At 53.0% G+C, this 13,949-nt stretch carries 14 protein-coding genes; 5 read left to right on the forward strand and 9 right to left on the reverse strand.

Annotated elements, in window-relative coordinates; all coding sequences use genetic code 11:
• Nucleotide 1: 1 nt before the first annotated feature.
• The 6 genes from ACYVIY_RS02100 to ACYVIY_RS02125 all read right to left on the reverse strand — a co-directional run bounded on the left by ACYVIY_RS02100 (nucleotide 2) and on the right by ACYVIY_RS02125 (nucleotide 5,773).
• Nucleotides 2-280 carry a hypothetical protein gene (locus ACYVIY_RS02100; protein ID WP_460974597.1) on the reverse strand — a complete coding sequence of 93 codons (279 nt, stop codon included), beginning with the start codon at nucleotides 278-280 and terminating at the stop codon, nucleotides 2-4.
• 231 nt (nucleotides 281-511) lie between these two features.
• Nucleotides 512-1,087 carry a hypothetical protein gene (locus tag ACYVIY_RS02105; protein ID WP_460974598.1) on the reverse strand — a complete coding sequence of 192 codons (576 nt, stop codon included), beginning with the start codon at nucleotides 1,085-1,087 and terminating at the stop codon, nucleotides 512-514.
• Between the two features lie 47 nt (nucleotides 1,088-1,134).
• On the reverse strand, nucleotides 1,135-1,926 hold the full coding sequence (locus ACYVIY_RS02110) for a LytR/AlgR family response regulator transcription factor (protein WP_460974599.1): 792 nt from the start codon (nucleotides 1,924-1,926) through the stop codon (nucleotides 1,135-1,137).
• Entirely contained in the window at nucleotides 1,923-2,948 is a 1,026-nt protein-coding gene (locus ACYVIY_RS02115; protein WP_460974600.1) for a sensor histidine kinase, read from the reverse strand. The genes ACYVIY_RS02110 and ACYVIY_RS02115 overlap by 4 nt, the downstream gene beginning before the upstream one ends.
• Nucleotides 2,949-3,014: 66 nt before the next feature.
• Entirely contained in the window at nucleotides 3,015-3,137 is a 123-nt protein-coding gene (locus ACYVIY_RS02120) for a hypothetical protein (protein WP_460974602.1), read from the reverse strand.
• 173 nt (nucleotides 3,138-3,310) lie between these two features.
• Nucleotides 3,311-5,773, reverse strand: a complete 2,463-nt coding sequence (locus ACYVIY_RS02125) for a TonB-dependent receptor domain-containing protein (RefSeq protein ID WP_460974603.1) — start codon at nucleotides 5,771-5,773, stop codon at nucleotides 3,311-3,313.
• A gap of 178 nt (nucleotides 5,774-5,951) precedes the next feature.
• Between ACYVIY_RS02125 and ACYVIY_RS02130 the strand changes: the two genes are divergently transcribed.
• Nucleotides 5,952-6,389 (forward strand): MarR family winged helix-turn-helix transcriptional regulator, encoded by a 438-nt coding sequence (locus ACYVIY_RS02130; RefSeq protein WP_460974604.1) that lies wholly within the window; start codon nucleotides 5,952-5,954, stop codon nucleotides 6,387-6,389.
• Between the two features lie 422 nt (nucleotides 6,390-6,811).
• Here the strand turns inward: ACYVIY_RS02130 and ACYVIY_RS02135 are convergent, their stop codons facing one another.
• On the reverse strand, nucleotides 6,812-6,958 hold the full coding sequence (locus ACYVIY_RS02135; protein WP_460974605.1) for a hypothetical protein: 147 nt from the start codon (nucleotides 6,956-6,958) through the stop codon (nucleotides 6,812-6,814).
• Nucleotides 6,959-7,260: 302 nt separating this feature from the next.
• Between ACYVIY_RS02135 and ACYVIY_RS02140 the strand changes: the two genes are divergently transcribed.
• The 4 genes from ACYVIY_RS02140 (at nucleotide 7,261) to ACYVIY_RS02155 (ending at nucleotide 12,996) form a co-directional block, all read left to right on the forward strand.
• Nucleotides 7,261-7,719 (forward strand): YybH family protein, encoded by a 459-nt coding sequence (locus ACYVIY_RS02140; RefSeq protein WP_460974606.1) that lies wholly within the window; start codon nucleotides 7,261-7,263, stop codon nucleotides 7,717-7,719.
• A 124-nt stretch (nucleotides 7,720-7,843) separates the two neighbouring features.
• A complete protein-coding gene (locus tag ACYVIY_RS02145) occupies nucleotides 7,844-8,950 on the forward strand; it encodes a sensor histidine kinase (RefSeq protein ID WP_460974607.1) in 1,107 nt (368 codons plus the stop codon).
• A 150-nt stretch (nucleotides 8,951-9,100) separates the two neighbouring features.
• On the forward strand, nucleotides 9,101-11,878 hold the full coding sequence (locus ACYVIY_RS02150; protein ID WP_460974608.1) for a DUF7133 domain-containing protein: 2,778 nt from the start codon (nucleotides 9,101-9,103) through the stop codon (nucleotides 11,876-11,878).
• Between the two features lie 80 nt (nucleotides 11,879-11,958).
• Nucleotides 11,959-12,996 (forward strand): sugar phosphate isomerase/epimerase family protein, encoded by a 1,038-nt coding sequence (locus ACYVIY_RS02155; RefSeq protein WP_460974609.1) that lies wholly within the window; start codon nucleotides 11,959-11,961, stop codon nucleotides 12,994-12,996.
• Between the two features lie 82 nt (nucleotides 12,997-13,078).
• Here the strand turns inward: ACYVIY_RS02155 and ACYVIY_RS02160 are convergent, their stop codons facing one another.
• On the reverse strand, nucleotides 13,079-13,342 hold the full coding sequence (locus ACYVIY_RS02160; protein WP_460974610.1) for a hypothetical protein: 264 nt from the start codon (nucleotides 13,340-13,342) through the stop codon (nucleotides 13,079-13,081).
• Between the two features lie 147 nt (nucleotides 13,343-13,489).
• Nucleotides 13,490-13,864, reverse strand: a complete 375-nt coding sequence (locus ACYVIY_RS02165; protein ID WP_460974611.1) for a hypothetical protein — start codon at nucleotides 13,862-13,864, stop codon at nucleotides 13,490-13,492.
• Nucleotides 13,865-13,949: the final 85 nt, after the last annotated feature.

The raw sequence follows: 13,949 nt of genomic DNA on the forward strand, positions 1-13,949 counted from the left end.
GTTAATGGACGGGTGAAATAGGCCGGGAAAATTCTTTGGCGTGATCCAGCGCCTGTTGCAGATGGTCAATTACATGCTCTTTGTAGGCCGTGTAGACGGCAGTTACTGAAAGATCGTCCAGAGGAATGGTCAACACTGCCTTCGATACGGGTAAAAGCCGGGCTAGACTGGCCGTAAGCGTAATGGCAACGATCTGGTCATTCTCAAAATAAGTAGCCTGATCGACAAACGGTAATTCATCAATGGTATTCAACAGCGATTCTAAGTCCGGGTTACGCATCTGTGGGTTGTATTGGGTGCGGTTTGCCCAAATAAAGCAGATCGATGGCCGGGATTACTACGATGCGGACCAATATTGTATAAGCGGTTGGTGATTCTTTGTTACACAACGGCCGGATGCCCTGAGCATCTGGCCGTTGTAGTGAATTGTTTTTCGTTTGTGCGATACGTAGCAGGAAGCCCGTGAAACCGAGATAGTGTCAGTGATTAAAGAATCTACGGATTTGGCGGTTCAGGCCGGTACTACGTCCTGCGCTGCCCGTTCTTGAACTGGACTTGCTGTTAGCACGAGGAAGGCTAACAGTCCCCAGGCCACCGTTGAATGCAGAAGGACGAATAGGCCAGTGTATTCACTGGTTGGCAGAAGCCGCGTCGCCATGGCCGTTGGGAACCACAGACCGCAGAACAGTGGTGCAAGGCGTTTCCAGCCCGTTACGCGGTTCGCCGTAATCACCACAATGCCATACACCAGCATCAAGACGTTGCTTAAGGGCCAGAACATATCCAGCGACCAGAATACCCATGATTTGTTAGTCGGCGCTACAAACTGCCAGACGTTCGATACGTTGGCAATGGTTAACGTACCCAGCATGAGATTGACCAGCCCCTGTCCGAAGCGACTAGAACCGGCTATCTTCAGACGGCGCAGCGCGATCATGCTGCACATCCAGGCGGTGATGTAAATAATTCCCCAGACGCCGGTAAACCACGAGTCGGCCAGGGGTTTGTACTGTTGTTCGATCCAGAGGCCCAGTGCCATACCTGGTGCGCCTGCCAGTGCCAGTACGCCCAATGTTCTTGTGTTCATTGTAATTGTTGGTTGATTGGTTATAAAAAGAGAAAGGAAATACAGGATCAGCCACCCAGCCATTTTTTGAACTCCGGAGCGCGGTCGCGGCTCACGAACAGCATCTCGGTGGTGGCGGGTTTAAGGGTAAGTTTCAACTTGCCGTTTAAGTGCACATATACCGTACTGACAGCCGGACGGGCTACGAGGTACTGACGACTCGCCCGAAAAAACTGACGCTCATCAATCTGCTGCTCAACTTCGTCCAGCGTCTGATCGACGGGATAATAGCGCCCATCGTGTGTTTTCAGGAACGTAACCCGGTCCTCGGTATAGAAATAAGCCACTTCGTTGACGGCCAACGAGATGAGTCGCTGGCCTTGTCGGACCAGAAAGTGCTCGCGGGGCGCAGCCGCTACGGGAGCCGTTGACTGCCGGAGTTCTTCGATCAGGGCGTTTACGTTAAAGGTCGGCACAGTTGGTTTGTAGCGGTCGCTGAGCTGCCGAAACTTGATCAGGCTGTTTTGCAGCTCTTCGCGCTGAATCGGTTTGAGCAGGTAGTCGATGCTGTGCACTTTGAAGGCTTGCAGGGCGTATTCGTCGTAAGCGGTCGTGAAGATGACCGGACAGGGAACCTCTACTTCCTGAAAAATTTCAAAGCTCTGCCCGTCTACCAACTCAATGTCCATCAGGATCAGGTCCGGCTGATCGGGGCTTGCCGTGGTGTTTCGAAGGAACTGCACGCTGGTTTCGATGCTGTCGGCCCAGCCGACAATGCGGGCGTCGGGCACCGTTTGCTGCACCAGTTCTTTAATCCGGTCGGCGGCAACAATTTCGTCTTCAATGATGAATAGATTCATTCGGCGGAAGGGTGAATTAGTGGAACTTTCACGGTGAAATGCGCGGGGTCGGACAATATCTGCACCTCAGGCTGATTTAAAAGTTTGTATTTCGCGGCAATATTGGTCAGCCCCATCCCGGTTGTGGGGACGCTGACCCGCTTCTGCTGAACGTTGTTGGTGACCGAGAGCCACTGACCGGCCTCTACCGTGATGCACACGTTCAGAGGTTTATTTACCGACACCTGGTTGTGCTTGACCGCATTTTCCAGCAGTATCTGCAACGTCAGGGGCGGAATGAGGTAGTTCTCGAACGGTGCTACGTTGTTGACCGTCATCGAAATGCCCTGCCCGAACCGGGTTTGAAGCAGAAAGAAATACGCCTGGGTGAATTGCAGTTCGCCCGCCAGTGAAATCAGTTTGTGCTCGTTGCTTTGCAGCAGGTACCGGTATACCTTCGAGAGCTCGGCGATAAACTTTACGGCCTGCGCCTGATCTTTCTCGACCAGGGCCGTGAGTGTGTTCAGGCTGTTGAACAGAAAATGCGGCTTTACCTGGTTTTTCAACGAATCGAGCTGGCTGAGCAGGTTAGCCTTTTTAAATTGCTCAGCCTCCTGGTTGGCTTTTTGCCAGGCTTCCATATACATCAACAGTTCATAGAAAGCTGCCGTAAGCGCCCCGTACAGATACGTATAGAACAAGCCGAATACGTGCATGAAAACTGACGTCGGTTCCGTACTGAAGTAAAGTTCGTAGATGATCGCCCGTATACCGTACACAACGCCAATGACTAGCAGCAGCACCAGCGCTTCCCGACCGAACCGCCAGCCTGACAACGCACTGAGCGGGTACCGCCGATGCGTGTAGATGACCACCGCCCGGCTCGACTCCCAGATGAGCAGCGCAGCCACCAGCGTGTTGTCGATCACCAGCACGAGTGGCATGACCCCCTGCCAGATCTCGGCACTCATTAGCCCGAAGCGGAGCGTGGCAATCACGGCCACGCCAACAAGGCGAATGCGAAGGCTGTTTACGAGTTTCATCGGTGAGGTGTGAAAATAGGTTATTAGTCAGGTTGATACGTACTGTGTTGTTTGCTGCTCAGGCAGTTAATCGATGACCTTGTCGATACAAAACAAGCTGACGGCGGCCGCGTCGCCAATAATGGGCTGCTCGACTCGTCGGATGAACAGGCTGACTTGACAACTATATAGACTGAGTCGTTGGGGCACCGATGATGGGTTAAAGTAAGCGGAATTAATCGCTTTGCGAAAAGCAGTTGTAAGTACCCTTGAATACGTTGAGGGGTTTCAGAAAGTGAGTTGTCAGTTAGCAACTCACTTTCTGAAACCCCTCGTAATAAAGCCGTCCGTTCCGGTCTATACGTATCAGGTAAGTTGGGTGCTTAAGCTCCGCCAGCCCGGCGTTTCTCGTCTTCAGCGCCCCCGTTGCGTCGGCGGGTTGGCGCTACTTTATCGTTACCAAACCGGTACGAGAACGATAGGGTGGCTACGCGTGAGTCGCGCCGTTGGTAGAACCGCTCCACGTAATTGTCGTAGGCCGACACGGCCCGCACTGTCTGGGTGTAGAACACGTCTGCTACGTTCAGGCGCAGGGTACCTTTCCGTTCCCAGAGGTTTTTTTGTACGCCCGCCGTTAGCTGGCCATTCGGCTGGACGCGCAGGAAACCGTATTGCTCACCCGACTGGAAGCTGCCGTTCAGTTCGGCCGACCAGCCATTGCCAAGCGTGAATGTATGGTTACTGCTCAAATTGAAGGCCGGGCGCCCTTTATTCAGGGCCGTTCCGGCCAGATTGCCTACAAAATGGCTGTAATAAAACACGGCGTTGTTGTACATCTGCCACCATTTGGCGGGTTGAACGGGGGCCGTAATGGTCAAAGCGAAATAATCCTGCCGGTCGAGGTTTACGCTGGTCGACAGCACGGTCGAATCCGTTTCGGGCTGCACAACCCCAATCATGGGTAAGCTGGTGCGGCTATAACTCAGGCCCGTGCTGAAGGTGCCTTTAAATGTATGCGTTAACTCCAGATTGTAACTCGTTTCCGGGCGAAGGTTGGGATTGCCTGAACCAGACGTAGTTGGGTCGATAATAATGCGGAACGGGTTCAACTGTCCGTAGGAAGGCCGGTTGATTCGGCGGCTGAGGGTAAGGCTGAGGTCATGGTTTTTGCTCAGCGTCCGCTTAATGGCCGCACTCGGGAACAACTGCGCATACTGGCGGGTAAAACTGCTGTCGCCGACCGCCTGTCGTCCTTCGGCCATAGTTTGCTCGGCGCGGAGCCCAAGTTGGAGCGTTGTTTTGGCGAACGACCGGCTCCAGTTTCCATAGGCCGCCAGAATCGTTTCGTTGTAGCGGAACCGATTCGTGCGGGTAGGGTCAATGGTCGTAAGCGAACCTTCCGTTAACCGAAACACGACGTCATTATCCGAAGCGATGTGGCTGGCTTTAACCCCGGCTTCTAACCGGCTTCGGTTGGCGAGCGGACGGGTGTAATCGGCTTTGGCCGACATAATACTCAGGTCACCCTGCTGATCACCATTGAGCAGATTAGTCCGCTCCGACAGGCTGAAGGCCGTGCGAAGCTCCTGCAGGCGGCTGGTACGGTAGCGAGCATAGTCAATGTCGGCCGTTAATTCGGGACTGTTCGTCGAGTCCGCGAAATTGTGTTTGAAGTTCAGATTAACGGAGCCATTCGGAGAAACAAACGTGCGGTTGGTCTGGGCGTTGTATACGTCGGTTATCCGACCACTGGCGTCATACAGGGTCGTTTGATTCTGGCCGATCTGGCTGGGCGAGCGGTTCTCCAGGATGCTGCCAACGGCTCCCAGCACGGTTCGCTTCGAGAGAGTGTAATCAAAACCGGCCCGGGCCGAGTGCGACTGAAAGCTCATGACGCCCCGGTTAACCTGATCGCTGCTGCCGGTCAGCGTTTGTTGCCGATTCGGACCGACCGCGTAGAAGTCCCGGTGAATGTCGAGCAGGGCGAGGCCGTCGCGGTTGGCGTAGTTATACGAGCCGAACAGGTTGAGCCCCTTCTTCCGATTATTCAGCGTAATGCCGGCGGTGTATTTATCATACTGACTACGTCCGTAACTGGCCTGTAGAGTGCCGTTGGTGCCGAGCCGCTGGTCTTTGCGGAGGTTAATGGCGATGATACCGGCAGTGCCCTGGGCGTCATATTTCGCGGGTGGGTTCGTAATTAGCTCAATGCTTTTCAACTGGTCGGCGGGTAAGGCCCGGAGATAATCGGCCAGTTCGCTGCCCGTCATGGGCTGCCGTTTGCCGTCGATCAGGACCAGTACGTTTTGCCGACCCCGCAGCGCCAGGTTGTCGTTGTTGTCGACGGTAACGCCCGGCGAACGGGCCAGTACGTCGAGGGAGGTATTGCCCGCGGCCAGTGCACTGCCTTCTACGTTCACCACCGTGCGATCGGTCATCCGTTCGTACAAGGGTTTCTGAGCCACCACCTTCACTTCGTTGAGGGTTGTGTTCTGGTTCGGGCGGAGTACCAGGGCGGGCAGACGCTGCCCTTCGGTTGTGACCGTAACAGGAGCCGTTTTCGCCCGGGCAAACCCAACCTGCGAAGCGGCCACAAAGTAGCGTCCGGCAGGCGGAAGGGCGAACGAATACGTACCTTCCGCATCGGTAAATTCGGCCTTGACAACAACGGAATCACTCGCCCGGTTGAGCGTAACGGTGGCGAACTCAACGGCCAATCCGGACTCGGTCTGTACGCTGCCTTTTAACTGAGCGGGTGATTGAGCCCGGCTATCGGGGCTGACCGACAGCACATTGAGTGAGATAAAAAATGCCGAAAAGCCGTTCAGATAAAGCGCTGATTTCATAGGTAAATGGATAACTAAGCGGTTGATGAGACAAACGTATGATATATCATTTAACCAAAGACGGGGCTTCTGACTGAATTGCGCAAAAAGGAGGGTGAACGAACTATTTTGGGGATGAACGGTAGGATTCGGGGAGGTTTGGATATACTTGCAATCCTAAATTCGTTCTGTGCGGCCTATGCTGGATACCGTCATCTTTTACGTACTCGAAAAAACGATCAAACGCTACCGCCAGTTTGCCCAAAGCCATCTTGACCAGGCAGCTCTGGGAATCACCGTTGATCAGTGGCTCGTTCTGAACGTAATCCGGGAGTCGCCTGCGCTGGGTCAGACCGAAATCGCCGAGCGGGTATTCAAAGATCAGGCATCGGTGGCCCGTATTATCGATCTGTTGGTCAAAAAAGAATTACTTACGCAACGCGTTAGCCCCCACGACCGTCGGCGGATCGACCGAACCATCACCGATCAGGGACAGGCGTTGCTCGATTCAGCGGCCCCTATTGTCGCCGGGTACCGCAGCGCAGCCCTACAGGGATTATCGGAGCCCGCCATTGAACAACTGCGACAAACATTAGAGACGATCTACGCTAATTGTCAGGTTAGGGGCGACGAATAGGCAAAGGTACACTGCCTTAGTGGTTGAAACAGACTTGCTATCTATATACGTACTATTTTTAACCTCCTGAGGGACATGCATGAACAGTAAAAAATATCCTGATATTCTCATGAATAGTGTTACGTTGTATGCCCGACTCAGGACCATAGTCGTTAAATGGACCGAAGTAGCCATCTGGCTGTTGGCTGTTCAAGGCCTACTCAACCCGGGATTTGTTTCTGGCAATCGGCTCCTGTTTGTTCAACATATAGGCAAGTGGTAAGAGGCCATTAATCAGTAAGGGCCACGTTCCCACTGATCGCCACCGAGCCATCCATTCCGCTGATTCATGACTATTGTATAGCGCTTATTCAGCTTACCCGTAGCACCGTTCTTTTGCCAGATCCGCATTTCGGCCAACCAGCCTTGCGGTTCAATAGCACTTAAGGTAACTGGATGTATGGATTCGGACGTAGCGGAGCCCGATTTGCCAAGTAGCGGACAGCCGAAGTCGGGCGTTTGGACGGCTGCGCTTTACCGGGTAGGGGTACGCTGAAAACAAAGGGCAACAGGAGAACTTTGAAAGACATAGCAGTCAGCCTAGCGCTGCTTAGTTGACAGATAGTGACTACGTAGCGTACGCGCTGAAAAGTGCCCCTTCTATTTCTTTTCTCGGTATGAATGTACTCGGTACGAATATACTCGGTACCTACGGGGGCAGAAATACACTTCGTAGCGGTAAATGCTCGACTCAGCCAATAGAAGTGTGCGTTGAACCTTAAACAGTAGTTTGGTTGACCCGTAATGGGCAGGTTTGACCCTTAAATTCCACCGCTAACCGCAGTTTTTGAGCTTCACGTTAGCGGGTCATTACACACAAAACCTTTTTTATATGAAGACAAACTTACTCGTTGGGGTGCTATTCGGTCTGTTTCTAATGCTTGCCGGGCAAACCAGTGCGCAAAGTCTATCGCAGTCCGATTTAAAACGGCAAGTTGCCGATACCGAGCGGGCGTTTGCGAAAACCATGGCCGACCGGAATCACGCGGCATTCAGTACGTTCCTGTCCGAAGAGGCCGTTTTCTTTTCCGGCCCCAAACCCCTCCACGGAAAAAATGAGGTCGCGCAGTCATGGAAACCGTTTTACGAGTCGGCTGAAGCGCCGTTTTCGTGGGAGCCCGAGCAGGTAGAAGTGCTGGAATCGGGTAAACTCGCTCTGAGCACTGGCCCGGTCCGCGATGCAAAGGGTAAAATCGTCGGCACCTTTTCGTCTATCTGGCGGCTGGAAGCCCCCAATATTTGGCGGATTGTATTTGATAAAGGAAATCCTGTATGCGACCCGGCTAAATAGAACTGCCAATGTTCGTTACGTTTCAGTTTGTTGGGCGGATCGTCTACGAAGGGCAAACGGAAATCAGCTCAGATTCAGCTGGATACACAGGTTTGGCCGTTGCTGGCTATATTTACTGATAGATATGAACCGGCTCACCTTGGCAACGCTGAACGATCGTTGGATACGTATTATTGGTATTGGTGGACTGTGGCTGCTCAGCCTGCTCACCAGCGGTCTGCTGGACCCGCCATGGTCATCTGGCCAACTGATCCGAATGGCTATCCTGCTGGGGTCAATCACCATCACCTGGCACTTCATCCGATTCTTGATTCTGTTTTTTCGGCAGAAGTATTTCAATAGGCAGGATACGGTCAAGCGGTTGCTGCTCACGTTTCTGACGGGTAGTCTGGTCTCTTCGCTGATTATGCAGGGGACGCAGGTGCTTTGGTATTTTCTTCGCTACGGTTCGCTGGCCAATTTTCGGTCCGCCACCGCCAGTATTACCATCAACAACTATACGTTTTCGCTCAATCTGTACGGGTTCGATCTGTTGCAGTCGGCACTGGTCTTTATTTTCTTTCAGAGTATTTACGAAGTGCTGTTCTTTATTCAGCGCACACGGAAGTACCAGAAACGGCTGAAAGAAGCCGAACATGAGCAGGAAAAGCTGCGAACGGTTAGTCTGCAAAGTCAGCTCGATGCCCTTAAGCAGCAGGTTAATCCGCATTTTCTGTTCAACAGCCTGAACGTACTCGACTCGCTGATTGAAGACGACCCGGCGCAGGCCCGCGTATTTCTGGATGAGTTAAGCACCGTATACCGCTATCTGCTACGTTCCAACGATCAGCATCTGACCGATCTGGGTACCGAACTCGATTTTATTCACTCGTATTTTCACCTGCTCAAAACCCGACACGGCGACGGGTTGAGGCTGGCGATTGCGGTAGACGACCGGCTTCAGACGTATCAACTGCCTCCGCTGACGCTGCAACTGCTGGTCGAGAATGCGGTGAAGCACAACATCGTTCTACCTGAGCAGCCCCTGTGCATTGCCATCTCTACTAACGGACAGTCTCAGTTACAGGTCCGCAATAACCTGCAGCGCAAGACCGTACGGGTTGCGTCCAACGGCATTGGCCTGACCAATATTTTTGCTAAATACCGGATGCTGAACCAGCCTGCCCCCATCATTCGGGAAAGCGACGGGCAATTTGTGGTTACGTTGCCGCTCATTGTCGAGCGTCCCTGAGCCGCTGCGTACTGACCCGTTAAACTTTCAAAACGATACGTCCGTGGCCAGCGTCGGAGGCAGCCGGGTCAGAGTAAATATTTATTGTGCTTTACGGCGAATCAATATGATTTAGATCAGTATAAATCGGCTTTTTCAGGTTTTGATAGTATGCTGAAATCTTTACGTACCACCGGTCTGGCAGTCGCTCTTGGCGCAGGAGCGCTGTCGTCGTTTATTGGCTCGAACCCAATCCAACAAATTCGGCTGCAACAGCATTTTTTTGCGGCTGATACTCTTCCTAGGGTTAAACTACCCGAAAATGCCAATCCCGACGATCCCGATTGGAAAGGCATTGATCTGGAGCCTAAAGCGCCTGTGCAGCCCCTGTCGCCAGCGGAGGAAGCCAAGCAATTTCTGCTGCCGCCAGGCTACAAAATCGAGCCCATTCTGACCGAGCCCGCGATCCAGCAGCCAGCCGCTATCTCCTTCGATGGAAACGGCCGGATGTACGTGCTGGAACTGAGGACCTACATGCTGGACGCCGATTCGAAAAACGAGTTGATGCCAACCAGCCGGATTTCACGCTGGGAGGATAAAAACAACGACGGCGTCTACGAAACCGGAACGACCTTTGTCGATAACCTGGTTTTTCCGCGCTTTGTGCTGCCTTACGGTAAAGATTGCATCCTGACGATGGAGTCGGATGCCGACAACGTCTATAAATACACCGACACCAATGGCGACGGTAAGGCCGATAAAAAAGAGTTTTTTACCAATAAATACGGTCGGTCGGGCAATGTAGAGCACCAGCAGGCATTCATGTACTGGGGTATGGACAACTGGCTGTACAGCACCGTCAATGCGTTCCGGGTTCGGGAAACGCCCAATGGGGTCATTCGGGAAAAAACCGGCTTTAACCGGGCGCAGTGGGGCGTTACTCACGACGATAACGGGAAATTATGGTTCCAGGGTGGAGCCAGCGGCTTGCCATCGTATTTCCAGTTTCCGATTCACTACGGCAATTTTGACGTACCGAACGAGTTTGCGCAGGGCTTCGACGTACCGTGGGGTGCTGCCGTCAAACTCGCCGATATGCAAGGCGGGATGGATGAAGTTCGCCAACCCGATGGGTCCCTCAAACGCGTAACCGGTTCCGCTGGGAACGACGTGTACCGGGGAGATCGCTTACCCGCCGAACTGAAAGGTCAGTATTTTTACGGTGAGCCCGTAGCTCGCATTGTTCGTCAGATCAACCCCGTTGTAACCGAAGGACTCACGACACTGCATAACGTCTACCAGGATAAGCAGTCGGAGTTTCTGCGCTCGACCGATCCGCTGTTCCGACCCGTCGACATGACGACGGCTCCTGATGGTACCCTGTACATCACCGATATGTACCACGGCATCATTCAGGAAGGACAGTGGACACAAAAAGGAACGTACCTGCGGACCAAAATCGAACAGTATCAGTTAGATAAGGTCGTGGGGTTGGGCCGCATCTGGCGCATTACCTACGAAGGTAAGGAACGGAATAAAGTTCGGCCAACGATGTACAGCGATAAAGCAGCCGCTTTGGTAAAGCAGCTGGAACATCCCAACGGCTGGTGGCGCGATGCGGCTCAGCAAGTGCTGGTGCAGCGTAAAGATCTATCGGTAGTACCGCAACTGACCGCTATGGCGCTCACCAATCAAAATCCACTAGCCCGCACGCACGCCCTGTGGACGCTCGAAGGGCTGGGCGCTTTGAAAGCGGATGTCGTACAGAAGCTGTTGAAGGATGGCAATCCCCGTATCCGCATACAGGCTCTTCGGGCGGGCGAAACGCTCTACAAAACCGGCGACAAAACGCTGGAGGCAGACTTCAGTCGTGCATTAGCTGATTCGGATACGGACGTACAGATTCAGGCTATGCTTTCGGCTAAATTTTTGAAACTGCCCGATATGGAAACGGGTATCAAATCGGCGATGGCCAGCAACAAGGCTGCGGGCGTTAAGCTGGTTGGCGAACAGATTCTGACCCCTCCTAAGCCCCGTAACATGGGACCATTCGGCGCTCCTGAACTGGCGGCTAATCAGAAAGCGATGATTGAGCGTGGCGCGTTAATTTATAATGAGTTATGCTCACAGTGTCACGGTAATAACGGTATGGGTACGCCGGCGGGCGATGGTCGGCTGCTGGCGCCTGCCCTGGCAGGGTCGCAGCACATCCAGTCGCACCCCGAGTATGCCATTCGTGTCATTCTGCACGGGCTGGAAGGCTCAATCGAAGGAAAGACGTACGCCGGTGGCCTGATGGCCAGCATGAAAGAACAGTCCGATGAGTGGGTAGCCGATGTGCTGTCTTACATCCGGAATGGATTGTCGAACGACGCATCGCTGGTTTCGGCGCAGCAGGTGGCAAAAATCCGCGAGAAAACGGCTAGCCAGAAAGGACCGTATCAATACGCCCAACTGGCTAAGTTAACGCCGTTTGAGTTACAGCCGCAAACCCTGAAGGTAACGGCCAGCCACACCAGCTCCACCCGTATCGGTGGCAACGCGTCTCCGGCGAGCGCCTTTACCTACGAAGGCTGGTCAACCGGTGGCCGACAGGAAAAAGGCATGTGGTACCAGATTGAGTTTCCGCAGGAGGTGAAAGTGGCCGAGCTGCATTTTACCGCTCCGCAAACGATCAGGCCCGGCTGGCGACGTGATCCGAACGCGCCCAATGTACTCCCACCTTATATTCAGGCCTATCCGCGTGCCTACACCATTGAAGTGTCGCCGGATGGACAGCACTGGCAGGAGGTGATGGCCGACGTAAAAGGGAGCGAGGGTGACAACGTCGTCTCGGTCAATGCGCCTAAATCGCGGTTTATGAAGATACGGCTGAACGAAAGCTTAGCCGGCGGCAACGACGCTATACCCTGGTCGATGCGGCAGTTGAAAGTGTTCGCTCAGAATTAATCGCGTCATTGGTACGTAGCTAGTCACTTGAAGGCTAGCTACATACCAACGCCAATACTTACTCCCTAACAACTATAAACATGAAAGACCAACAAACCCGCCGTCAATTTCTGGGCGCATCGGCCGTGATGGCAGCCACTGCGATAGCCGGTACGAACAAGCTGTTTGGCGCCCCCGCCATTATCCGGAACCTGAACAAACCTAACTCGCTGATCAACGGTGTGCAGATTGGCGTTATTACGTATTCGTTCCGCGATATGCCCGACCAGAGTGCCGAAGCGACTTTGCAATACGTCCTGGATAGCGGCATTAGTGCCATTGAGTTGATGGGCGGCCCCGCCGAATCGTTCGCGGGGGCACCGAAAAACACCGTCGATATGCGGTCGCTGTTCCCGCTGATGCGGAAGCGACGCGAGAACCAGACGCTTACTGAAGACGAACAGAAAACGCTGGCCGAAGCCGATGCACAGATGAAAGCCTACCGGGCTGAGGTGGCCAAATGGCGGCTCTCGGCACCCATGGCCAAGTTTGAGCAGGTGCGCAAGATGTATAACCAGGCGGGCGTAACGATCTACGGATTTAAGCCCGATGCGTTTGGTATGCAGAACACCGACGCTGATATTGATTACGGAATGCGGGCTGCCAAAATCTTAGGAGCCAATCAAGTTACGCTCGAACACCCCGCCAACGATGCACATACGCTCAAGCTCGGGCAAATGGCACAGAAACATGGGTTGCGTGTGGGCTATCACGGCCATGAGCAGCAGACACCTACCTTCTGGGATACGGCGCTGGCACAGTCACCGGGTAACGCGATGAATTTCGATTTAGGACACTATGTAGCCGCTGGCCAGCCCGATCCGCTGGGCTTGATTCGGCAAAAACACACGCGCATTGCCAGTATGCACATCAAAGACCGCCAGACACCGGCTCACGGCAAGGGTAACCTCCCATGGGGGCAGGGCGATACGCCGTTAACCGACGTCCTTAATCTGATGCGGGAGCAGAAATATACCTTCCCGGCCACGGTTGAACTGGAGTATCAGATTCCGCAGGGTTCAAACGCCGTTGCCGAAGTCAAGAAGTGCGTAGACATGTGCCGTAAGGTATTGGCCTAGCGTCAGCAAAAGTCAGTAAAAAGAGCCCGGATGGACACATACATTCCATCCGGGCTCTTTTTTGCGTTGTATCGACTTTCGATCAGGCCAGGTTCCGTTTCTGCAGTTGGCTGTTGATCGCTTTACGCTTTTTGCTATACTCTTCCAGAGCCGGAATCATGGCCCAGCTGGTAATGGCTACTAAATAGGATTCAAGCACAAAAGCCATACTCACAACCAGCACCAGCAGTGATAGCATAAAGACTCCTAGTTGCCGGTTTTTGGTCCGCTTAACCAGGAGTTGATCATCGGACAGTTGTTCTAAAGTAAGTTGATCGTAGGAGCAGGAAGCGAGTAGTGACGTCATAGCTTAGTTGGTTTATCATCAAAGCTAGCGATCCCCCGAACATCTCAGGGAATAAACGGATAAAAGGGGTATACAGCGGTTAACTGGCGAGGTTCTGCGCCTGAGTTCTATTGCCTGAATTGAAACTATTTTGCAAATCGAACTCGTCTACTGGGGAGCAGAAACAAATTTAACATCAAATTTTCCAGAAGCACGACGACCTTTTAGAGAGACGGCGTACTCCGTTCCTTTCTGATTCAGTAAATGGGTAGAGCCAGCCTTAGCGGTTTTAATGGGTTTATCGAACAATAGCTCAGAAGAAGATTTTAGCGTCGCTTCTAAGTGGCCACTGGGTTCGCTAAATTGATAGGCCAGGTAGATGTTGTTACTCGGTACGTGGAGCGTAAATACCTGTTTACCCGTCAGCTCGTTAAAATCCGCTTGCGTACGTTGCGGTGTAGAAGTGCCCTGCCAATTTTTGGTATAAGAACACGAGCTAAAAAGAACGGTAATAAGTAGGTAAGGAATAAACCGGTTCATCATAGTGGCATTTAGCGTTGATCAAACAGTACGTCTGTTTTTAGACAGTAGATGAATATCTGCTTGTAATGGTTGCATGGTGATCAGA

The organism is Spirosoma knui, assembly GCF_054780635.1.